This window comes from Halomarina ordinaria (assembly GCF_030553305.1).
Classification (GTDB): domain Archaea; phylum Halobacteriota; class Halobacteria; order Halobacteriales; family Haloarculaceae; genus Halomarina; species Halomarina ordinaria.
Window position 1 is genome coordinate 403,812 of the sequence record NZ_JARRAH010000001.1, and the last position, 21,565, is coordinate 425,376.

Here is a 21,565-nt window from a genome sequence, read left to right on the forward strand (position 1 = left end):
CCTGCCGTGAGATAGCCTACCGGTCGACGTCCCGGGGCGCGAACTCCACCAGCGTCAGGTCGCGGTCGAGCGCGCAGTAGTCGTGGGGCGGGTCGCCGAGCACCTCCTGTATCTTGTACGACTCCTCGAAGTCGGCGCCGAGCGGTTCGCAGAACTCGTGGCTGGGGCACTCCGTGTAGGGACAGGGGCCTTCGAGGGTCGCCGAGGACCCGGCGTAGGCGCCGGTGGACTTCACGTTCGCGCGCACGGGGGCGGGTTCCACCTCGACGGCGGTGACGCCGGTGTCGTGGACGGCGCACTCGAGGATGCCCGAGTCGCGCGTCCCCGTGACGCGGTACCGGACCCCCTCGGTGAGGTTGAGGCACTGTCCCCGGTAGGGACAGCCCTCGCAGCGGGGGGACTCGCCGTTGAAGACGAACTCGGTCCCCGGTTCGGCGAGGCGGGGACCGATGAGGGTGACGGTGGCCATGTGGGAGTGACGGACGCGCGGCCGGTTAAGCGTCCCGCCCGCCGCCCGTGAGGTCGTCGAGGCGCTCGAAGTACGCCTCGCGGGGGACCTGGTACAGTCCCCGATAGTCTATCTCGCCGGCGGCGAAGCGCTCGGCGAGGTCGAAGGCGGCCTCGAACGCCGCCTCGCGCGCGTCGTGGAACTCGGGGTCGCGCTTGACCTCCGGTTCGAGAAAGAGCGTCACGTGCCAGGGGTCCTCCGGGCGGGGCGTCGGCCTGACGCCGGGACGGCGGGTGCGCGACCCGCGGGTGACGTAGATGGTCGGGAGACAGGGTGGGGGGAAGTCGCCCCCGTTGAAGACGTCCGGCCGGTACGCGAGTACCAGCCGGTCGTCGGCGTCGCTCCAGACCTGCCAGCCGTCGGCGAGGTCGTCGGTCATACTCGAGGTACCTCGGCGACGGCTATCAGTCGTCCGGTCGCCGCGTCTCGCGCTTATAAACGGGTCCGGGTCCCCGGGTGCTCACTTCCCGGAGAAGGAACGCGGGCGTACGGTTCCGTGCCTCGTTTCGGGCGAGAACCTATCGGGTTTCCGAACGCCGTGGTAAGACTTATCTATGTGAGCGGATAACAAACGCAGCAGTATCGGTGGTCAACTGCCCGTCCATCCGTCCTCGTGCGCACCCGACCGGCGACTGAGTCGTAGGTGGCGCACACAGACACGTGATAACACGCAACACGCCCGTGTGGGGCGGCCGGGGCGGGCCTGACCGTCGGACTTGCGGGCAGCGTGGCTGTCCGTCCCGGGGCGAACCGGGAACGAGACACACCGTCTCCGTGATACCATGACAGGCGACATGGAAACCCTCGAAGAGCTCAGTCGGGAGTACCGGGATTCGATACCAGCGGACCTACGAGAGGCCCGGAGCTTCGATTGGTACCTCCGCGAGGTGTACGACGAGCCGCGAATCGCGCGCAACGCACACCAGCGCGTCGCGGACATGTTCGATTACTACGGCACCGAGTACGACGAACGGCTCGGGGTCGTCGAGTACCGACTCGCCAGCGAGGACCCGCTCCACGACGGCGAGAACACCTTCTACGGCCGCAACATTCACGAGTCCATCCACGAGTTCGTGAACAAGGTCAAGAGCGGGGCTCGCGGCCTCGGCCCGGAGAAGCGCATCAAACTCCTGCTCGGTCCCGTCGGGTCCGGGAAGTCCGACTTCGACCGGCAAGTGCGCCGGTACTTCGAGGACTACACCGCGCGCGACGACGGCCGGATGTACACGTTCCGGTGGACGAACCTCTGCGACGTGATTCGCGACCAGGACCCCGCCGACGACGTGGTCCGCTCGCCGATGGACCAGGACCCCATCGTCCTGCTCCCACAGGCCCAGCGCGAGCGCGTCATCGACGACCTGAACGAGCGCCTCGACGCGCCCTACACCATCCGCAACGAGCAGAGCCTCGACCCGGCCAGCGAGTTCTACATGGACCGGCTGCTCGACCACTACGACGACGACCTCCAGGCCGTCCTGGAGACCCACGTCGAGGTCATCCGGCTGGTCGCCGACGAGAACAAACGACAGTGCGTCGAGACGTTCGAGCCGAAGGACAAGAAGAACCAGGACGAGACCGAGCTGACGGGCGACGTCAACTACTCGAAGCTCGCCATCTACGGCGAGTCCGACCCCCGGGCGTTCGACTACTCCGGGGCGTTCTGTAACGCCAACCGGGGCATCTTCTCCGGCGAGGAGCTGTTGAAGCTCCAGCGGGAGTTCCTCTACGACTTCCTGCACGCGACGCAGGAACAGACCATCAAGCCGAAGAGCAACCCCCGTATCGACATCGACCAGGTCATCGTCGGACGCACCAACATGCCCGAGTACAAGGACAAGAAGGGCGACGAGAAGATGGAGGCGTTCAACGACCGCACCAAGCGCATCGACTTCCCCTACGTGCTCCAGTACGAGGAGGAGTCGAGCATCTACCGGAAGATGCTGCGCAACGCGGACGTCCCCGACATCCACGTCGAACCCCACACCCTGGAGATGGCGGGGTTGTTCGGCGTCCTCACCCGCATCGAGGAACCCTCGGGCGGCACCGTCGACATCGTCCAGAAGGCGAAGGCCTACAACGGCGAGATCGACGACGGCGAAGACATCGACGTGAAGAAGCTCCGCGAGGAGGCCGAGGACCTCGCCGACATCGGCGAGGGCATGGAGGGTGTCAGTCCCCGGTTCATCGGCGACGAGATAGCCGAGGCCATCATGGACTCGATGCACCGCGGGCGGGACTTCCTCTCGCCGCTGACGACGTTCAACCACCTGGAGACCAACCTCGAGAACCACGGCTCCATCCCCGAGGACCGCTTCGAGCGCTACTACCGCTACCTGGAGATGGTCCGCGAGGAGTACCGCGCGCGCGCCATCGAGGACGTCCGCCACGCGCTGGCGTACGACGTCGACGAGATACAGCGCCAGGGCGAGAAGTACATGGACCACGTCATGGCCTACATCGACGACGACACCGTCGCCGACGAGATAACCGGCCGCGAACAGGAACCCGACGAGACGTTCCTGCGGAGCGTCGAGGAGAAGCTCAACGTCCCCGAGGACCGGAAGAACGACTTCCGCCAGGAGGTCTCGAACTGGGTCTCGCGGCGCGCACGCGAGGGAACGAGCTTCAACCCCCAGGACAACGACCGCCTGCGCCGCGCGCTCGAGCGCAAGCTCTGGGAGGACAAGAAGCACAACATCAACTTCTCGGCGCTCGTCTCCAGCGGCGAACTGGAGGACGACGAGCGCAACGCGTGGATAGAGGCGTTGACCGACCAGGGCTACTCGCGCGAGGGCGCGAAGGAGGTGCTCGAGTTCGCCGGCGCCGAGGTGGCCCGGACCGAGATGGAGGAATGAGCCACGACTTCATCCGGGCGGCCGACCGCGCGCTGACCGAGACCTACGAGGAACCGATGGGCCTCGCTGAGTACGTCGAGCGGGTCTTCGAGGAGCCTCGCATCGCGTCGCACGCGAGCAAGTACCTGCTCGAGGCCATCGAGGCCGCCGGCACCCGACAGGTCGTCGAGGAGGGCGAGGAGAACGAGCGCTATCGCTTCTTCGACGACCCGCACAACGACGGCGAACACGCCATCCTCGGCAACACGGAGGTGCTCAACGAGTTCGTCGACGACCTGCGCTCCATCGCCGCCCGGCGCGGGAAGGAAGAGAAGATAATCTGGCTCGAGGGCCCCACCGCGACGGGGAAGTCCGAGCTGAAGCGCTGCCTCATCAACGGCCTCCGGGAGTACTCGAAGACCGACGAGGGGCGGCGCTACACCGTCGAGTGGAACGTCTCCGGCGCCGACACCGACGGCTCGGGGTTCACCTACGGCGAGTCCCCGGTGAGCAACGAGGAGGAGTGGTACGTGAGCCCGGTGCAGTCGCACCCCCTCACGGTCTTCCCCCGCGAGATACGCGAGGACCTCCTCGAACAGCTCAACGAGCGCCTCGACGACCACCTGGAGGTCCAGGTGGAGGCGCGCCTCGACCCGTTCTGCCGGGAGGCGTACGACTACCTGGAGGAGCGCTACCGCCGGCAGGGCCGCGAGGACCTGTTCTCGGCGGTGACGGACCCCAAACACCTCCGGGTGAAGAACTTCGTCGCCGACGTGGGCACCGGCATCGGCGTCCTCCACAGCGAGGACGACGGCACGCCGAAGGAACGCCTCGTGGGGTCGTGGATGCACGGGATGCTCCAGGCGCTCGACTCGCGCGGGCGCAAGAACCCCCAGGCGTTCAGCTACGACGGCGTCCTCTCGCAGGGCAACGGCCTGCTGACGCTCGTCGAGGACGCCGCCCAGCACGCCGACCTGCTCCAGAAACTGCTGAACGTCCCCGACGAGGGGAGCGTGAAACTGGACAAGGGCATCGGGATGGACATCGACACGCAGTTGCTCATCATCTCGAACCCCGACCTGGAGGCGCAGCTGAACCAGCACGCCGAACGCCACGGACAGGACCCACTGAAGGCGCTGAAGCGTCGCCTCGACAAACACGAGTTCCGCTACCTGACGAACCTCTCGCTGGAGGCCGAACTCCTGCGCCGGGAGCTCACCAACGAGACGGCCGTCTGGACCGACACCTCCTACGAGGAACTGGCGGCGAAGATCCGCGAACCCGTCACCATCGACGTGCGTGACAACCGCCGGCAGGTCCACACCAAGGAACTCGCGCCGCACGCCGTCGAGGCGGCGGCGCTGTACGACGTCGTCACCCGCCTCGACACCGAGGACCTGCCGCCGGGGCTGGACCTGGTGGACAAGGCGCTGCTGTTCGACGCCGGCTTCATTCAGGACGGCGACGAGCGCCGCGAGAAGGACGACTTCGAGTTCGGGCAGAACGCCCGCGACGGCCAGCACGGCATCCCCGTCACCTACACGCGGGACGCCATCGCGGACCTGCTCCACGAGCGCAGTGACCGCCACCACCCGGACCTGCCCGTCGAGCACGTCATCATGCCCCGCGACGTGCTGAACGCGATGGCCGACGGCTTCGTCGACGCGCCGGTGTTCTCGAACGCCGAGCACACCGAGTTCGAGAACCGCCTCGTGCAGGTGAAGAACCGCGTCTTCCGCCAGCAACAGCGCGACGTGCTCTCGGCCATCATGCGCGAGAAGCGCGTCGACCAGGCCACCGTCGAGGAGTACGTCGAGCACGTCTACGCCTGGAGCGAGGGCGAGACCATCACGAACGCCCGCGGCGAGGAGGTGTCCCCGGAGCCGCTGAAGATGAAGGTCTTCGAGATAGAGCACCTGGGCCGGTTCGACGAGTCGCACTACGACGGGAGCGATCCCGAGGAACCGGTCCGGGCGTTCCGGACCGAAAAGGTGATGACCGCGCTCAACCGACACGCGTGGCGCAACCGCGACGACGAGTTCCGCCTACAGGACGTCGACCTCCGCGACATCCCCGTCATCGAGACGGTCCTGGGGAGCTACGACTGGGACGACGTCCGCCGGGTGTTCGAGGACTTCGACCCCCGCCAGTGGGACGACCCGCCGAGCGGGACGGAGACGGAGTCGGTGAAGGAAGCGACCGTCGAGAACATGCAGGACCTCTTCGGCTACAGCGCCGCGAGCGCGGAGCTGACCAGCCGACACGTCATGAGCCAGGTGAGCTACCGATGGGACTGAGAGACGACCTCGAACGGTACCGCGAAGTGGGTGAGGACCGCCGCCAGGACCTCTCGGAGTTCATCCGGTACGGCGACCTCGGCCAGAGCCTCCCGGAGGAGGTGCGCATCCCCATCAAGATCATCGACCTCCCCGAGTTCGCCTACGACCAGCTCGACCAGGGCGGCGTCGGTCAGGGTCAGGGCGGGACGCCCGACCCGGGCGACCCGGTCGGCCAGCCCCAGCAGGGCGACGGTGACGGCGACGGCGAGGAGGGAAAGCCCGGCGAGGACGGTGGGGACCACGAGTACTACGAGATGGACCCCGAGGAGTTCGCCCAGGAACTCGACGAGGCGCTCGGCCTGGACCTCGAACCGAAGGGCAAGCGCGTCATCGAGGAGAAGGAGGGCGACTACACCGACATCACGCGCACCGGCCCCGCCAGCACGCTCGACTTCGAGCACCTGTTCAAGGAGGGGCTGAAGCGCAAACTGGCGATGGACTTCGACGGCGACTACGTCCGCGAGGCGCTTCGCGTCACCGGCTGGGGCGTCGACGAGGTGTTCGTCTGGGCGCGCTCGAACAACATCCCCGTCTCGCGGGCGTGGATTCAGGACGCCGCGAGCGACATCCCCGACTCGGAGCGCGACCGCTGGAGCAGCATCGAGGAGATGGAGGCGAACGTCGACGCGGAGACGCCCATCCAGCGCATGCGCCGCGAGGGACTGCGACAGATACCCTTCCGGCGCGAGGACGAGCGCTTCCGCTACCCCGAAATCGTCGAGGAGCGCGAGAAGAACGTCGTGGTCGTGAACATCCGCGACGTCTCGGGCAGCATGCGCGAGAAGAAGCGCGAACTCGTCGAGCGCACGTTCACCCCCCTCGACTGGTACCTCACCGGGAAGTACGACAACGCCGAGTTCGTCTACATCGCCCACGACGCGGAGGCGTGGGCCGTCGACCGCGAGGAGTTCTTCGGCATCAGAAGCGGCGGCGGGACGCGCATCTCCAGCGCCTACGAACTCGCCGCCGAGTTGCTGGAGGAGTACCCGTGGGACGAGTGGAACCGCTACGTGTTCGCCGCGGGCGACAGCGAGAACTCCTCGAACGACACCGAGGAGCGGGTCATCCCGCTGATGGAGCAGATTCCGGCGAACCTCCACGCCTACGTGGAGACCCAGCCGTCGGGCAACGCCATCAACGCGACCCACGCAGACGAGGTGGAACGTCACTTCAGAGACCGCACCAACGTCGCCGTCGCGTACGTCACCGGCCCCGACGACGTCGTCGACGCCATCTACACCATCCTGAGTACCGAAGACAATGAGTGAGACAGAGACCGAACGCGTCCGGAAGCAGCGGGTCGCCGCCGAGTTGCGCGAACCCGTCCGCGAGGCGAACGCCCTCGCGCGGAGACTGGGGCTCGACCCCTACCCCGTGAACTACTGGATCATCGACTACGACGACATGAACGAGCTCATCGCCTACGACGGCTTCCAGGAGCGCTACCCGCACTGGCGGTGGGGGATGAAGTACGACCAGCAGCAGAAACAGCGCCAGTTCCTCGGCGGGAAGGCGTTCGAGATCGTCAACAACGACAACCCGGCGCACGCGTTCCTGCAGGTGTCGAACACGACGGCCGACCAGAAGGCCGTCATCACGCACGTCGAGGCGCACTCGGACTTCTTCCGGCACAACCAGTGGTTCGGACTGTTCGCGGAGACGCCGGACGCGGCGCGGATGCTCGCCGGCCACGCCAGCCTCATCGAGTCGTACATGTCCGACCCGGAGGTCGACCGCGAGGACGTCGAGGCGTTCATCGACCACGTCCTCTGTCTCGAGGACTGTATCGACCAGCACGAGCCCTACGGGCCGGCGCGGGCCGACGACAGGGAGGCGTTCGAGGGCGACGACATCGCCGCCCGGCTGGACGAACTCGGCCTGAGCGACGAGGTCAAGCGCCAGGTGTTCAGCGACGAGTGGCTCGACGACCAGCGCGAGGACGCCGACCGGGCGCAGTTCCCCGCCGAACCGGAACTCGACGTGCTCGCGTTCCTGCGCAACCACGGCAAGCGCTACGACCCCGAGGCGGGGAAGGCCGTCGACTTCGAGGACTGGCAGCGCGAGGTCATCGACGTGCTTCGCCGGGAGGCGTACTACTTCGCCCCCCAGAAGATGACGAAGGTGATGAACGAGGGGTGGGCCGCCTACTGGGAGTCGATGATGATGGGCGAGGAACGCTTCGCCGGCCCCAACGAGTTCGTCGACTACGCCGACCACCAGTCGATGGTGCTCGGCTCGCCGGGGTTCAACCCCTACAAGCTCGGCAAGGAGCTGTGGGAGTACATCGAGAACACGACGAACCGCCGCGAGGTGGCCGAGTGTCTCCTGCGCGTGCGGGGTATCACCTGGCGGAACTTCCACGACCGCGTCGACATGGACGACGTGCTCGCGGCGCTCGAACCGGCCCCCTCTATCGCGACCGTCACCGAGGGGAGCCTCGCCGACCTCGACCCCGAGGATTCGCGGGTCGACGCCGAGGGTCTCGCGGCCGCGCGGGCCGGCGAGGTCGACCTCGAACGGTACCCGTGGAAGGTCCTCTCCTACGAGGGACTCTGCGAGCGCCACTACTCGCTGGTCAAGCGCCAGCACCGGGGGTTCCTGAAGCGCCTGACGCAGAACGAACTCGAACGCATCGCGCGCTACATGTTCGACGACGAGCGCTACGAGAGCGTCGAGGAGTCGCTCGCGGCCGTCGACCGGTGTCGCGGCTGGGACCGCATGCGCGAGATACGTGAGAGTCACAACGACGTGACGTTCCTCGACGAGTTCCTCACCCAGGAGTTCGTCGAGGAGAACCACTACTTCACCTACGAGTACACCCACACGACGCGGGACTACCGCGCGACCAGCACGGCCGTCGAGGACGTGAAGAAGAAGCTCATGCTTCGCTTCACCAACTTCGGCAAGCCGACGGTCGTCGTCGAGGACGGCAACTACAACAACCGCAACGAGCTCCTGCTCGCCCACCAGTACAACGGCGTCATGCTCGACGTCAAGCAGGCCGAGCAGGTGCTCGAACGGGTGTTCGAACTGTGGGGTCGCCCCGTCAACCTGAAGACCATCGTGAAGGAACTCGACGACCACGACGTGGAGGTCGCCCGGCGCCGGGACCGCGAACCCGTGCCGGAGGAGCGCGGGAAGCTCATCCGCTTCGACGGCGACGACTTCGCCGTCCGCGACCTGCCGTGGGACGACGTCGAACACCTCGCGGCGACGGACGTCGACTACGACACCAAACCCGAGGAGTGGCTGGCCTGAGCGCGGGTCGCTCGCCGTCCCCTCCCTCGACTGCCGCCTTCTGGAGCCTCTTGTGTCGAGCGCGCCTTCACTCAGTGAATGGGTGAGACCGCACTCGTCTGGTTCCGCGCCGACCTCCGGGTCCACGACAACGACCCGCTCCGCCGCGCCGCGCGCGCCGAGCGCACCGTTCCCCTGTACTGCTTCGACCCGCGGACGTTCGAGGAGAGCGCGTTCGGACTCCCGAAGACCGGTCCCCACCGGGCGCGCTTCCTCCGGGAGAGCGTCGCGGACCTCCGGGCGTCGCTGCGCGACCTGGGCGGCGACCTGCTCGTCCGGGTCGGTCCGCCGGAGGACGTCGTCCCCGAGGTGGCGAGCGAGTGCGACGTCGACATCGTCCACCACCAGACGCTCCCCGCGACCGAGGAGCGGAGCGTCGGGGCAGGGGTGGAGGAAGCGCTCGAACCAACAGACGTGCACGTCGAACGCCACTGGACGCACACGCTCTACCACCCCGAGGACCTCGCGAGCGACGTGGACGGCATCCCCGACACGTTCACCCCGTGGCGAAAGGAGACCGAGGCCGAGTGCGAGGTCCGCGAGCAGGCCGCCACCCCCGCGTCGCTCACCCTCCCCGACGTCGACACAGGCGACGTCCCGACGCACGCCGACCTCGGCGTCCCGGAACCGGCGGACGACGACCGTGCCGTGCTGCGCTTCCGGGGGGGCGAGACGGCCGGGTGCGAGCGCCTCGACGAGTACGTCTGGACGGGCGACCACCTCCGGGAGTACAAGCGGACGCGAAACGGGCTCCTCGGGGCCGACTACTCCTCGAAGGTCTCACCGTGGCTGGCCCACGGCTGTCTCTCCCCGCGGTTCGTCCACGACGAGGTGCGCCGCTACGAGCGCGAGCGGGTGGCCACCGAGGACACCTACTGGCTGGTCTTCGAACTGCTGTGGCGCGACTTCTTCCAGTTCCAGTTCGAGAAACACGGCGGAGCGTTCTTCACCCGGAGCGGGATTCGGGACGTCGAGAAGGGGTGGTCGACCGACCGCGAGGCGTTCGCGCGGTGGGCGGCGGGCGAGACGGGCGTCCCGTTCGTCGACGCGAACGTGCGCGAGTTGAACGAGACGGGCTACATGTCCAATCGAGGCCGGCAGAACGTCGCGAGTTTCCTGACGGACGTCCTCGGTCTCGACTGGCGACTCGGCGCGGCGTACTTCGAGTCGCGGCTGGTCGACTACGACCCCTGTTCGAACTGGGGGAACTGGGCGTACGTCGCGGGCGTCGGCAACCACTCGCGCGACGGCCACTTCGACGTGCGTTGGCAGGCCGAGAACTACGACCCGGACGGCGCGTACGTCCGGACCTGGGTGCCGGAGCTGGCGGCGGTGCCGGGCGACGCCGTCCACCGACCGTGGGACCTCACCGACGACCGGCAGGCGCTGTACGACGCCCGTCTCGGCGTCGATTACCCGCGCCCGATGGTGGACGTGGACGCGCGCTACGACGCGCTCGACTGACCCGCGTTCGGCGAACGCGGCGGTGAGACTGGCCGACCCAGTGCGGCGAAAAGCGGACCGGGGGCGAAGCGACGCGCGGCCTCCGGGTCGCGGTGCGCTCAGTCGATGTCGATGCGGTGGTCCTCGGGGGCCGGTTCGGTCGTGGGGAGGTGGACCTCGAGGACGCCGTTGCGGTAGGTGGCGCTGACGCCCTCGACGTCGACGTCGCCGGGGACCGACACCTGTTCGTGGACCGTGCGGTGGCGCGTGCTGTGGTCGTCGCTCGTCTCGTGGCTGCCCGAGAGCGTGAGGACGCCGTCCGCGAAGGTGAGGTCGAGTTCCTCGCGCTCGAAGCCGGGAACGTCGGCGTAGACGACGATACCGTCGTCGCGGCGTTCGACGCTCATGTTCGCGCCGCCGGGGAGCGCCTCCCAGTGGTCGGTGCCGCTCTGGCCGTCCCAGTTCCACGAACCGAGCATCGAGCGGCGCATCTGGTCGAACATCCGGTCCATCTCCTCGAAGGGGGTACGTCGGGGTGCCATACGTATCGGTACGTTCTATGGTCGCCCTATATAATCAAGATTTCGAGAGCCGTGATATCAGGTGATATAGACTCTAATGAGGCGAACTAACGCTACGTTACCGAAAGGATACGTGCCGCCTTTCCGGTTCGGTAGGTGGACGGTCGTCGCGTCGGTTACGGTTCGACGAGGACCGTCCCGTCGCTGCGTGCGGTCACCAGACAGTCGGCGAAGTGGAACCGGACGCTGACGTCACAGTCGGCGTCGGGTCGAAACAGCGCGTCCAGTGCGTCGGGGTCCACCGCGCCGTACAGCGCGTCGAGGTCCTGTGGGTCGACGTCCAGTGCCTCGCCGACGGCCTCCACGACGGCGACGCTCAGGGAGGGGTCGCCATCCACGTCGTCCTCGGGGCGCTCGTCCTCGCGGTCGGTTCTCGTCTGCTCGGGGGGTGTCGTCGCGTGCACGCGTTCTGCAGTTCCCATTGTCACACCAGTTACACCACCTCCTGTGTCGGTACCCGATAAAAGCCTTCGTCAGACAACGTTATTGTTTGTGGTACTATTCTTTATTACGTCTACTTTCGTTTACTGCGTATATTTTAGAGACGCCCCCGGAACGGTACTTTACAGGATATTCCCGGCTCTGTCGATATTCGTCGGTAGCGCCCGGCAGGTACCCGTCGCTCGGTGTCGGATCGGTTCGAAAAACGGCCGTTCGGTCCGCCCGGCGGTTCGCGCGTGTCGGCGTCAGCGGCCGGTCACTCCTCGAGGCTGATGACCTCGTCGTCGACGTCGTCGGAACCGCCGCGGCGCTTGCCCTGGCGCAGGCCGTAGACGACGGCCCCGACGACGGCCAGGACGAGCGCGAGGCTTCCGACGCGCTGGGCGGTGCGCTTCGCGTCCGCGACGCGCGCGCGGACCGCCGTCTTCCGCGAGCGCTCTACCTCGGCGACAAGCTGACGCCCCTCGTCGGTGTCGCTCGTCCGCAGGTCGGTGATGGTCTCCCCGCGGCGCGGGTCGATATCGAAGACCGTCGCGAGCGCCTCCGTCGCCGTCTCGAACGGGGTGCTCCGTGGACCCTCCACGGGGGTCTCGGTCTCCTCCTCGTGCGTCTCTTCGCTCTCCTCGTCGGTCACCTCCCGGCGCTCCGCGACCTCCTCGCGGTCTTCGATGTCGGTCTCGGTCTCTTCGGTCTCGGTGTGGTCTACTGTCCCCGGCATAGGTCCCACGAGTCCTGTCGTCTCGTTAAGCGTTGCGGCCGCGCGTGCCGCTCACCGTCCCTCCAGCGCAGCCATATTCGCCTCGACGACCTCCGTGAGCGCCGCGAACTCCTCGCGTGGGCTGAATTCGATGAGGACGGTTCCAGCGTCTACGGCCATCGTGTGGTCTGGTGCCATGTAGTACATCTCGCCCGCCTCGACCGCCTCGTCGTGGTCGGCGTACCGGACGGTCATCCGTCCCGACAGTAAGTACCCCCAGTGCGGGCACTGACACCGGTCGTTCGGTAATCCCTCCAGCAACGGCGCGTCGTCGAAGTCCGTCAGGTACGTCTCGTACCCGACCCGCATCTCCCCCCACTCGGCCTCCCGCCACACGCCGTCTTCGGTCTCGAACCCCACCTCGAACTCGGAGAGGGCGGCGTGGCGCCCGCTCGTGTCGTAGTTTGTCATTTGGTACCATGGACCGAAAGGCGCCGCGAGGAGATAACCGCTACTCGTGTCCGTTCGCCGGTATCTACCGGAGACGTTACCGTTCGGAGCGTTCGCCTCTCACCTCGGACCTCGCTGGCCCTGAGTGGTGGACACGTCTCGTCTCGGGCACCGCTGCCGACGGCCACGAACTGACTCTAGGTCCCCTGAACCGCGTCGATAACCGCTGTCCCGACCACGATTGGGTCCGTCGGCACCGCACTGGTATCGCTGAGGGTGACCGCGTACTCGTCGAACATCGCGAACTCGGACTCGATGGAGCCCACACGCTCACCCTCCGTATCGGTTATCGTGTACTCGTGGGCGATCCACTGGCCGAACGGGAGGACCTTGCGGCCCAGCGTGACGAGTGCGCCTCGTGAGTTGATCTCGGCGAGGACCGAACGGTCGTCGGCGTCGCGAATCCGCCACGTGTCCCGGGACGGAGAGAGGTCGTTTTCCAGTATCACGAGGTCTTCCCCGGTCTGGCTGTCCGTGAGGAGGTAGTCGCCGGCGATGTCTAGGGCACCGCTGGCCGTCACGGCAACGACCTCGTCGCCGTCGGCGTCGACGAAGGAGAACTCGCCTGGATTCTGGTACATATTGTACGTGCCGCGGAAGACCGTGTCGCCGGTGACGTCCCTGGCTTCGTACTCGGGTCGAAAGTTCTCGTCCCGTCCAGTCTGCTCGACGGTGAACTGGCTGCCCGCGAGGTCGACGGCCGCGAGTTCGTAGTCTCGTGTCACTTCTCGGGCAATTATACTGCGACGATACTTAAAACCTGCACGAGATTGACAGTCATAGTACGAATCGACGTCACCTGGTCCGTCGCTCTACACCCGCGATATCGGCTGGTTCGACCACGGTCCCACGAACGGATACCACGTGGTCCGTACGCCGACCGACCGAACTCCCCTCGGCCGGCACCGAACGAAACGACGACTGCGGTTACCGCAGGTTCCGCCACCGCAGGCGGCGTTACGCCGCCGAGTGTCGCGTTCGCTCCTCACGTTCGTTCGTCGCAGAACCCTCGGTCGGGGATGTGAACTCGCTCGCAGCGAGGCTGCTCGCCGCTCGAATCCCTCTTTGTGCGCTTTTTCACACTCCGTTCGAAAACGTGCTCGGTCGGGGATTTGAACCCCGGTCGTTGGCTCGAAAGGCCAACATGATTGGCCGGACTACACCAACCGAGCGGCGACTGTATCTGCGCACCACGCGCTTCGCGCGCCGCATTGCGATTTAGTCGATTGGTCCCGGCCAAATCCTACCTGCTCTATAAAGAAAATCGGATACAACGTATATAATACCCGGTGTCGTTGGTCTATAGCCAACTTCGATTAGCCGGGTGGCTAATTGATTTCAGACACCATTTCGACAATAATAGTGTTCTATGAACCAGCATGCCCGGAGGTACTGCCTTGTTTATCCCCTGTATCCGACCAGCCAATAGGCAGTTAGTATCGATATTGTATTATCAAAATAAATCGATATAAAAAATCTCTTGAAGAAGATAAATATAGCGATCCAAACTGGTTGTTCGACTGTATCATAATCTGTCGCTGGCAAATATATCGACTTAGATTTCGGGTTATATTTGTAATTGATCATAGGCCCAAAGGGCCATACCGATTTCTCTGTGTGGTATCCCCAAACTTTGAGATAATTGATTGATAACTTCAGTATATTCTATATAACCGTTGATAGTGTCATATGTCTGGAAAAGAGTTATCAGATTTGCATATTTGGAGTACGATGATACTTGCGGGATATACCAGTTTATGAATGCACGGATCCTTGGTAGGTCAACCATTGAATAATCATTGGGAAAAATCGTAGCTAATAGCATTGAGGCTCTAGACACCCCCACTCCTCGGAGTTTGCAGAGCTCCCTCAGTTGGCGGCGTGTATTTGGATGAGACGAAATAGCATCGTGTGTATGTTTTTTAATCATAGGTCCTGCATTCGAATCAAAGTTGTCTGAAATATTTGACCGGATCTTCATTATATTACCGTATTCAAATATCGTTACATGCCCTTGCTGTTGCAAGTGGTTCGATATTGATCTAAATTCGTACTGGTCATCAGTTGTATTTCCATTGTGAATATAGTGGACCTTTTCATTCGGCCGCAGATTTTTATATTCTTTCACCAAACTAGGAATATTCCCGCAATCTGGTCCACTGCCGTTGATGAAATTCAGCCTTATCATATCGACTCATTAAGACATCAGTACATTAAATATACTGACTGATTCGTAGTAATTCACTTTAGATGGGCTTCCGATGTGAGTGAAGCATCCATATTAAGACGGGCCCATCTACAGGTTTCAATTTGGCCATCGAAGCAGGAAGCCTGCCGCCCCGCGCCTGTTTGTTGGCGATGAGTTCTATGGAACAACTAGCGATGTTGGATACCATACTTCTCACAGAGAGACCGAAAAAGAAGAATAAAAGAAAATAAAACTTCTGAGAAAAAAGGTGTATATCCAGAACCTGGCTAAAATACAAATATCACTTAAACACCTTGCTCAAGTTACGTGGTAGTGTAGGGGGTTATTACACTCAGCCATCCCCCCGGAGAGCCAACTACTGTAACCTGGCCACAGAATTTCGGTGATATTGGCTGAACAATTACGATATTTTACTGGCGTAACGTCGGAATCGGTTCTAAGGTCTCCTGACGACCATGGATGTCTGTCTGAAAATCTTTTCTGAGCCCGGGGTTACCCCTTACGCGACGAAAGAACTCATCCATAACGGTGAGGAGCAGCTGAGTGACCTCACACGCAATCTGAGAGCAAGGCCCGAACGTCTTTGGGAGAAACCTCACCCAAACTGCCAGAAGCTCTGTGCGGCACGCTGTGCGATTTCTTCTTGAGTGTGTGGTTTGGGTCTCGGAATTAAATAAAACCGCTCAGAGCGAAAGCTGTGAATTCTCAGCCACATCGCAGCCGTTTTGAACTGCTGGAAACTAGCTACGTCGCGGATGAGAGCTCGCTGCGTCAAGCAGCTAGCCAAGGTAGCTAACCAGTGGAGATAACCTAGTTAGTAGGTTACGGTTTGTAATCTCTATTATTAACGCAGGAAGCCGGCGGGCCCCCAGCCTCTTCAAGTGCTAGTCTCCTAGCGCTAGTCTCCAAAGTTAGTTACTGGACAAGGAGACAAGAAGTAGGGGAGATCCGTAGAACAACCAACTGCTATTATATGATTCCATCAATTTAAGCGCGGCCGCACACGCGCGACCCCCCGGCCACCGTCTCTATTTGGCTATGGTGATGACGACTCCTCTTTTCGCCCCCCTTTCATTTCGCCAGTTGGCTGGCCAAAGTTCTGGTAGACCAAGCCCAGCAAAATCAACTGGTTGGCTGAGCGATTGGCCAGCAGTTCAAACTGCAAGTAGGCGAACCGGCCACGTACCGATATCCGTATATAAATTGTCCGCGAGGCTAGAATTTACATTTTCAATCTATAGGGAGATTCAGTTATGAAGTGTGCAAATATGCCCATGGCCAAACTGCCAGTGAACTCTTGGCTAATGGTAACCACCCATGGGGATACTAAAGTTGTCTCCTTATCAGCAGCCACGAGGCGGCCGCCGCGTTCCTGCGCAACTAAGCGGGGGGTAATGACTAATCATAATACGTATTAAATACATCTCCAGTGATTAATGGAATAATCTCTCTAATTCTATCGTGAATATATCTTTGTGTGCTTTGTTACATATACAAAATTAATAGCTCATTTGCTGATATAATGTGTGTCCTCCATTTGCGAAAAGACACCAACTACATTAGATAGACCAGTACCATCCCACGCTTTTGGCTACTGTTCACTCGTCTTGATAATCATCGTACTTGAAATGCCTGAGTCCCTCTGGATACCGAGGGTCTGCTGGGGTGACAGTATCTATATCTAGTAGGTGCTGAACGCGATCCACCGGCATAAATGCTGGAGCTGATAGGACGTTCTCAAAGGCTTCATTATCTTGATTATTGACTTTCTCAACCACCATCTCTTGATGCTCTTCAAAACCATCCTCAGGGATCATGTCCCAGATGAGAAGTGAACTGAGCGTGGTAATTAGATTCCCTATTACCCGAGTAGAAAGCTGACCATGGAGGTTCGCGTTTCGCTGGTCTGCCACCACTCTTAGGAAATGGTTTGTTGACTCTAATTCCTTCCCAACTATTTTTTCAACACCGGACATATTTCCGATCAATGTATTTCGATTATAACGTGTAAGGTCGTCAATTTGTGACAGTGTCCTCTCTACAGTGAGTGAAGCGCTGTGATGTCTCCAAATCTGGAGTTTATCGTGATACGTTACATCCCCCTTTAGTGTGGATTGACAGGGGTGCCACGGGCTCGCCACATCGGTGGTGACATCTCCATCACTACTTGAAATAGCGTCGCAATGGTTATTGAGCAATCCTTCTAAGACTGCAAATCCAGCCGTAGAAGCATATCGGTCGGGAAGAACACCAAGATGGTCAAGACTCGGGTTACCCCAATCAACAACTCTCCAAGCTTCCTCCCATGAAATCTCTTTACCGTCAATGGTGGTTGCAATCCCTTGTCTAGTATAGAATACTCTTGAATTAATATGTCGTAATTTGAAAAGCATGAAATGAACGAGAGAAAGATATTCTCTAACGACAGCCTGATATGGCTCCTCTTGGGAGATCGGGTGTTCAACGGCAAAAGCAGCGGTCCATCCCCAATAGAGAAAGTGGTCGTATGAAATCCGGGGCGGGGATGTCATGAAAACAGCATCAGAGAGGTATCTCGGGAGTTGGAGCAAATCTTTATGCGATAAATTGTAAATATCATCCCAATTATTTAGCAAATGCGTGTCTGGATCAATAAAATGACCTTCTGGGTCATAGTCCTCATCTGAAAGTATTCTTTCACTTTGGCGAAGAAGTCTCTCTAAATTTTCCTTGAAGTCCGGCGGTGATGAAGAGTCATTCATTGGATTATTATTTTTATGTGGGAATTCATTGAATAAACTACATTCTGGACATTGTACCACATGGATTTCCGCGTCAATTGTCTCCAGTTCATCCAAATTCGCTAGTACAGCGGATAGCGTTACCTGATATGGTAGTTCGGCCAGTGTAGTTTCACACTTACCACAGATGTATTCGACATCAGATTCGTTCGTGTTGACTACTGGAGCGCTTTCAGGGACATAATACGGAGTATCGTGTGAATCTGGCTCTGGGATAATATTGAGTCCCACTCTGCGCATTACTCCAGATATCAATCGAGCTTATAAATTTATGAGGGTTCCATTGGAACCTGATTAATGTCTTTCAGAGTTTGCCCCTCTGCGGGAGTGCGGGGCGGGCGCCGGCTTCCTGCGTGACTAACCGAGAATCGTGAATCTGCGCCCAATATTTGTTCATCCCATACGGTCAAGAGCGTCACGTCGAGATTCTATCGGAGCTTGATCGTACCGCATTGTTGTTGTCGGGCTCTTGTGCCGTAGTTGAGCCTGTGCTGCCGCCAGATCTTCCTCATGGGTCATATACGTCGCTGTGGATGCTCGGATAGAGTACCACGAGAGAGACCGCCCTTTAGTCGAGATATCTGCGAGATCGCAGAGGCGGTGTAGGACGTGACGGAGCGATTGTGACCGATAGGGGTTACCATGTCGGGTCAGCCACAGAGCGTCAGTTCCAGTATATCGATCGTATGCTCTCCGCTCGGTCAGCCATCGATCAAGTGCGCGAACCGTTCGAGACTGGAGACTGACGATCCAGTTGTCTACGTTCTTGCTTGACTGCTCTTTGGGAATCCTGAGTACCCCATTGTCTATGTCCACCCATGAGGTTACAGCTCGTTCTACTTCGATAGGGCGTAGACCACAATCTAGACTGACCCAGACGAGAGTAGGGGTCTGCCACCCATTCGCGCGTTCCCAATCAGCAGGTCGTACGTCTGACTTGGGCTTCCCGAATCGCTGGGCTAAATACCCTTTCCATCGGTCACGCTGTTCCGGTGTGAGATCGTTATACCCCGGAATACTCCCGTATTCAAGTGCCGCCTCGCGGAGTTGCCGTCTCTCGGATCTGGTAAAGTAATCCCGTGGTCTCGTTGCGTCCCCTGACGAAAACGCATACGGTGGTTCCCACTCGGATCCTCCCCTAGTGTGTACTCTCCAGCGAAACAATCGAAGGAGTGATTTCTGCGTATTCGACTTGTGTGACTCACTGGCGTCGGAGTATGTGAGGTCGCGTATGTAGGCGTCAGCATCCTCAGAGGTAACGTCGGTAGTGTACCCTCTCTCATCCCATACAGCGCGGAAAAATTGGTCCGTCCGATAAGCAGTCTGGCGAACGGTCGATTCACTGTAACCTACAGCACGGTCTGGGTTCTTGCCGAGATGGAGTAACCATTCGATGAACTCCCGTCTAATCTCTTGATAATCGAGTAGCTGGCGTTGGTTTAATCGCTCTTTGGACGGGCCAGGGACGATTACCGTATCATCGAGTGCATCCTGGCTCATTGGAAACCCCCTCCGACTAACCAGCTTTTCAAATTGGCCTGACAATTTGGGAGAATCGCTATACAGCGCTCGAATGAGGTGATCCGATTTTGTGTAATTGGCGTCGGCATGCTTGCTCATTGGTGTTTGAGCAGGCGGAAAACACACGACGGCGAAGCCGTCCAGTGCTCGGTCGGGGATTTGAACCCCGGTCGTTGGCTCGAAAGGCCAACATGATTGGCCGGACTACACCAACCGAGCGGCGACTGTACCTGCGCACCACCTCTTGATAAAGGCTGTCCTTCGAGCCGTCGCTGACACGACCTACCAGTCCGAGCAAGTCAGAAAACCGCCACACCGGGTCGGGGCGCCCGCGTTCACTTCCCTTCGAACTCGGGGTCGCGGTCGGTCGAGAACGCGGTGATACCCTCCATGAGGTCGTCGGTCCCCATCAGGTGACCGAACGCCTGCGCTTCGAGTTCGAGACCGGCCTCGATGTCCTCCGAGCCACGCAGCATCGCGCGCTTGGTGAGGCGCTGGGCGACCGGGGGGCCGCCGGCGAGTCGCTCCGCGAGGTCGAGCGCCGCCTCGTCGAACTCCGTGTGCGGGACGACCTCGTTGACGAAGCCCCAGTCCGCCATCGTCTCGGCGTCGAAGCGGTCCGAGGTGAAGATGACCTGCTTCGCCCGACCCATGCCGATGAGGCGCTGGAGGCGCTGGGTACCGCCCCACCCCGGCAGGAGGCCGAGGCTGTGCTCGGGCAGGCCGAGTTCCGAACGGTCGCTGGCGATGCGCAGGTCCGCGCAGGCGGCGAGTTCGAGGCCGCCGCCGAGGGCGAAGCCGTCGATACCGGCGACGACGGGCATGCCGACTTCCTCCAGTTTCCCGAACGTGGACTGGCCCTTCCGGGAGAGTTCGATGGCCTCCAGCGGTTCGGCGCTGGCGGCGAACCCGGAGACGTCGGCGCCGGCGGAGAAGGCGCGGTCGCCCTTCCCGGTGAGGAGAATCGAGCGCACGTCGTCGTCGTCCTCGAGGAGGTCGACGGCCGCCGAGAGTTCGTCGAGGACGTCCGGGTTGATAGTGTTCATCCGCGCCTCGCGGTCGAGCACGATGTGGCCCACCCGCTCGCGGGGGTACTCGACGCTGATGGTGGTGAACTCTGTCGTCTCGCCGTCGTCGGCACTCCCGTGGAACCCGCCGTCCTCGGCAGCCTCGCGGAGGCCGTCCGCGACCGCGTAGCGCTCGGCGCCCGTCGATTCCTCCAACGCTTCGAGCGTCTCGACGAGCGTCTCCAGACCGGCCTTGTCGGCCATCTTCGCCGGCCCCTCGGGGTACCCCGCCCCGAGCATCACGGCCTGGTCGATGTCGCGCGGCGGGGCGACGTCCTGCTCGACGAGGTGGCCCACCTCGTTGGCCATCGTCGCCAGCAGGCGGCGCTTGACGTCGTCGCGGGTCTGGTCGGTGGGGACCTGTGCGCCGTCGCCGTCCTCGTAGTCGTAGAAGCCCCGTCCGACCTTCTTGCCGTAGCGCTCCTCCTCGACCGTCTCCTCCAGCAGGGGGCAGGGGGCGTACGCCTCGCCGAGTTCGTCGTGCATGTACTCGAGGACGTGGTAGGTGACGTCGTTGCCGACCTGGTCGCCGAGTTCGAACGCACCCATCGGCAGGCCGATGTCGAACTTCACCGTCGAGTCGACCTCCGCCATCGTGGCCGTCCCGTCCTCGACGACCCAGCACGCCTCGTTCATCAGCGGGACGAGGATGCGGTTGACGACGAACCCGGGGACGTCCTTTCGCACGCGGACGGGCGTCTTGCCGAACGCCTCGGCGAGGTCCTCGGCCACGTCGAGGGTCTCGTCGGCGGTGTGGGCACCGGAGATGACCTCGACGAGCGCCATCCGGACCGGCGGGTTGAAGAAGTGCATCCCGCAGAACTGTTCGGGTCGCTCAGTCACCTCCGAGAGGTCGGTGATGGAGAGCGAGGAGGTGTTGGTCGCGAGGATGGCGTCCTCCGGCGCGTACTCGACGACGTCGCCGTAGACGTCCTTCTTGATGTCCATCTTCTCGGGCACGGCCTCGATGACGAACTCGACGTCGCCGACGGCCTCCTCCATGTCGACGACCGGCGTGATGCGGTCGATGCTGGCGTCGGCTTCCTCCTGCGTTAACTGCTCCTTCTCGGCGAGTTTGTTCAGGCTCCACTCGATCTGCTCGTAGCCGTTCTGAACGAACTCCTCGTTGATGTCCCGGAGCATCACGTCGTAGCCCGCCATCGCCGCCACCTCGGCGATGCCGTGACCCATGTTCCCGGCCCCGAGGACCGCGATAGTCTGGATGTCGTCGGATTCCATAGTGACGTTCGTAGCCTTACGGGCGGTCGAGTTCAACGTTTCCCATCCGTTCTCCGACAACTCCTGGTCGGTTTACCAACTGCGGAAAACGATTATGTG

At 61.7% G+C, this 21,565-nt stretch carries 16 protein-coding genes and 2 tRNA genes; 5 read left to right on the forward strand and 13 right to left on the reverse strand.

All coding sequences use genetic code 11. The features are described 5' to 3' along the window. Positions 1–16: 16 nt before the first annotated feature. On the reverse strand, positions 17–469 hold the full coding sequence (locus P1Y20_RS02170) for a UPF0179 family protein (protein WP_304447017.1): 453 nt from the start codon (positions 467–469) through the stop codon (positions 17–19). A 25-nt stretch (positions 470–494) separates the two neighbouring features. Then, complete coding sequence (locus P1Y20_RS02175) at positions 495–887, reverse strand: DUF5820 family protein (RefSeq protein ID WP_304447018.1); 393 nt, start codon at positions 885–887, stop codon at positions 495–497. Positions 888–1,290: 403 nt separating this feature from the next. Here P1Y20_RS02175 and P1Y20_RS02180 point away from each other — a divergent pair, with 403 nt between their 5' ends. The 5 genes from P1Y20_RS02180 (at position 1,291) to P1Y20_RS02200 (ending at position 10,442) form a co-directional block, all read left to right on the forward strand. Further along, the gene (locus tag P1Y20_RS02180; protein WP_304447019.1) at positions 1,291–3,363 is read left to right on the forward strand and encodes a PrkA family serine protein kinase; all 2,073 of its coding nucleotides are present in this window, start codon (positions 1,291–1,293) and stop codon (positions 3,361–3,363) included. Beyond that, the gene (locus P1Y20_RS02185; RefSeq protein ID WP_304447020.1) at positions 3,360–5,639 is read left to right on the forward strand and encodes a PrkA family serine protein kinase; all 2,280 of its coding nucleotides are present in this window, start codon (positions 3,360–3,362) and stop codon (positions 5,637–5,639) included. Before P1Y20_RS02180 ends, P1Y20_RS02185 begins: the two co-directional genes overlap by 4 nt. Next, positions 5,630–6,949, forward strand: coding sequence for a YeaH/YhbH family protein (locus P1Y20_RS02190; RefSeq protein ID WP_304447021.1), 1,320 nt, complete (start codon positions 5,630–5,632; stop codon positions 6,947–6,949). The genes P1Y20_RS02185 and P1Y20_RS02190 overlap by 10 nt, the downstream gene beginning before the upstream one ends. Next, complete coding sequence (locus P1Y20_RS02195; RefSeq protein ID WP_304447022.1) at positions 6,942–8,939, forward strand: SpoVR family protein; 1,998 nt, start codon at positions 6,942–6,944, stop codon at positions 8,937–8,939. The genes P1Y20_RS02190 and P1Y20_RS02195 overlap by 8 nt, the downstream gene beginning before the upstream one ends. A gap of 78 nt (positions 8,940–9,017) precedes the next feature. Then, complete coding sequence (locus tag P1Y20_RS02200; RefSeq protein WP_304447023.1) at positions 9,018–10,442, forward strand: DASH family cryptochrome; 1,425 nt, start codon at positions 9,018–9,020, stop codon at positions 10,440–10,442. Positions 10,443–10,540: 98 nt separating this feature from the next. Here the strand turns inward: P1Y20_RS02200 and P1Y20_RS02205 are convergent, their stop codons facing one another. From P1Y20_RS02205 to P1Y20_RS02255, 11 genes are all read right to left on the reverse strand, one after another. Next, positions 10,541–10,963 carry an Hsp20/alpha crystallin family protein gene (locus P1Y20_RS02205; protein ID WP_304447024.1) on the reverse strand — a complete coding sequence of 141 codons (423 nt, stop codon included), beginning with the start codon at positions 10,961–10,963 and terminating at the stop codon, positions 10,541–10,543. 155 nt (positions 10,964–11,118) lie between these two features. After that, on the reverse strand, positions 11,119–11,424 hold the full coding sequence (locus tag P1Y20_RS02210; protein ID WP_304447025.1) for a HalOD1 output domain-containing protein: 306 nt from the start codon (positions 11,422–11,424) through the stop codon (positions 11,119–11,121). 275 nt (positions 11,425–11,699) lie between these two features. Next, complete coding sequence (locus P1Y20_RS02215; protein WP_304447026.1) at positions 11,700–12,161, reverse strand: hypothetical protein; 462 nt, start codon at positions 12,159–12,161, stop codon at positions 11,700–11,702. Between the two features lie 51 nt (positions 12,162–12,212). Continuing rightward, the gene (locus tag P1Y20_RS02220) at positions 12,213–12,611 is read right to left on the reverse strand and encodes a cupin domain-containing protein (protein ID WP_304447027.1); all 399 of its coding nucleotides are present in this window, start codon (positions 12,609–12,611) and stop codon (positions 12,213–12,215) included. A gap of 176 nt (positions 12,612–12,787) precedes the next feature. After that, positions 12,788–13,375 carry an LURP-one-related family protein gene (locus P1Y20_RS02225; protein WP_304447028.1) on the reverse strand — a complete coding sequence of 196 codons (588 nt, stop codon included), beginning with the start codon at positions 13,373–13,375 and terminating at the stop codon, positions 12,788–12,790. Between the two features lie 372 nt (positions 13,376–13,747). Then, a tRNA-Glu gene (locus P1Y20_RS02230) sits at positions 13,748–13,822 on the reverse strand. Positions 13,823–14,217: 395 nt separating this feature from the next. Beyond that, the gene (locus P1Y20_RS02235; protein ID WP_304447029.1) at positions 14,218–14,838 is read right to left on the reverse strand and encodes a hypothetical protein; all 621 of its coding nucleotides are present in this window, start codon (positions 14,836–14,838) and stop codon (positions 14,218–14,220) included. A 1,619-nt stretch (positions 14,839–16,457) separates the two neighbouring features. Next, complete coding sequence (locus P1Y20_RS02240) at positions 16,458–17,870, reverse strand: hypothetical protein (RefSeq protein ID WP_304447030.1); 1,413 nt, start codon at positions 17,868–17,870, stop codon at positions 16,458–16,460. A 162-nt stretch (positions 17,871–18,032) separates the two neighbouring features. Then, entirely contained in the window at positions 18,033–19,139 is a 1,107-nt protein-coding gene (locus P1Y20_RS02245; protein WP_304447031.1) for a tyrosine-type recombinase/integrase, read from the reverse strand. A gap of 165 nt (positions 19,140–19,304) precedes the next feature. Beyond that, positions 19,305–19,379: transfer RNA gene (locus tag P1Y20_RS02250), tRNA-Glu, on the reverse strand. A gap of 116 nt (positions 19,380–19,495) precedes the next feature. Beyond that, complete coding sequence (locus tag P1Y20_RS02255) at positions 19,496–21,466, reverse strand: 3-hydroxyacyl-CoA dehydrogenase/enoyl-CoA hydratase family protein (protein ID WP_304447032.1); 1,971 nt, start codon at positions 21,464–21,466, stop codon at positions 19,496–19,498. Between the last annotated feature and the right edge of the window lie 99 nt (positions 21,467–21,565).

Coding starts and splice junctions, on each gene's coding strand:
- P1Y20_RS02175 (WP_304447018.1), bottom strand. CDS start 887: ATGACCGACGACCTCGCCGACGGCTGGCAGGTCTGGAGCGACGCCGAC.
- P1Y20_RS02200 (WP_304447023.1), top strand. CDS start 9,018: ATGGGTGAGACCGCACTCGTCTGGTTCCGCGCCGACCTCCGGGTCCAC.
- P1Y20_RS02210 (WP_304447025.1), bottom strand. CDS start 11,424: ATGGGAACTGCAGAACGCGTGCACGCGACGACACCCCCCGAGCAGACG.
- P1Y20_RS02235 (WP_304447029.1), bottom strand. CDS start 14,838: ATGATAAGGCTGAATTTCATCAACGGCAGTGGACCAGATTGCGGGAAT.
- P1Y20_RS02255 (WP_304447032.1), bottom strand. CDS start 21,466: ATGGAATCCGACGACATCCAGACTATCGCGGTCCTCGGGGCCGGGAAC.
- P1Y20_RS02180 (WP_304447019.1), top strand. CDS start 1,291: ATGACAGGCGACATGGAAACCCTCGAAGAGCTCAGTCGGGAGTACCGG.
- P1Y20_RS02245 (WP_304447031.1), bottom strand. CDS start 19,139: ATGAGCCAGGATGCACTCGATGATACGGTAATCGTCCCTGGCCCGTCC.
- P1Y20_RS02190 (WP_304447021.1), top strand. CDS start 5,630: ATGGGACTGAGAGACGACCTCGAACGGTACCGCGAAGTGGGTGAGGAC.
- P1Y20_RS02185 (WP_304447020.1), top strand. CDS start 3,360: ATGAGCCACGACTTCATCCGGGCGGCCGACCGCGCGCTGACCGAGACC.
- P1Y20_RS02205 (WP_304447024.1), bottom strand. CDS start 10,963: ATGGCACCCCGACGTACCCCCTTCGAGGAGATGGACCGGATGTTCGAC.
- P1Y20_RS02195 (WP_304447022.1), top strand. CDS start 6,942: ATGAGTGAGACAGAGACCGAACGCGTCCGGAAGCAGCGGGTCGCCGCC.
- P1Y20_RS02215 (WP_304447026.1), bottom strand. CDS start 12,161: ATGCCGGGGACAGTAGACCACACCGAGACCGAAGAGACCGAGACCGAC.
- P1Y20_RS02220 (WP_304447027.1), bottom strand. CDS start 12,611: ATGACAAACTACGACACGAGCGGGCGCCACGCCGCCCTCTCCGAGTTC.
- P1Y20_RS02170 (WP_304447017.1), bottom strand. CDS start 469: ATGGCCACCGTCACCCTCATCGGTCCCCGCCTCGCCGAACCGGGGACC.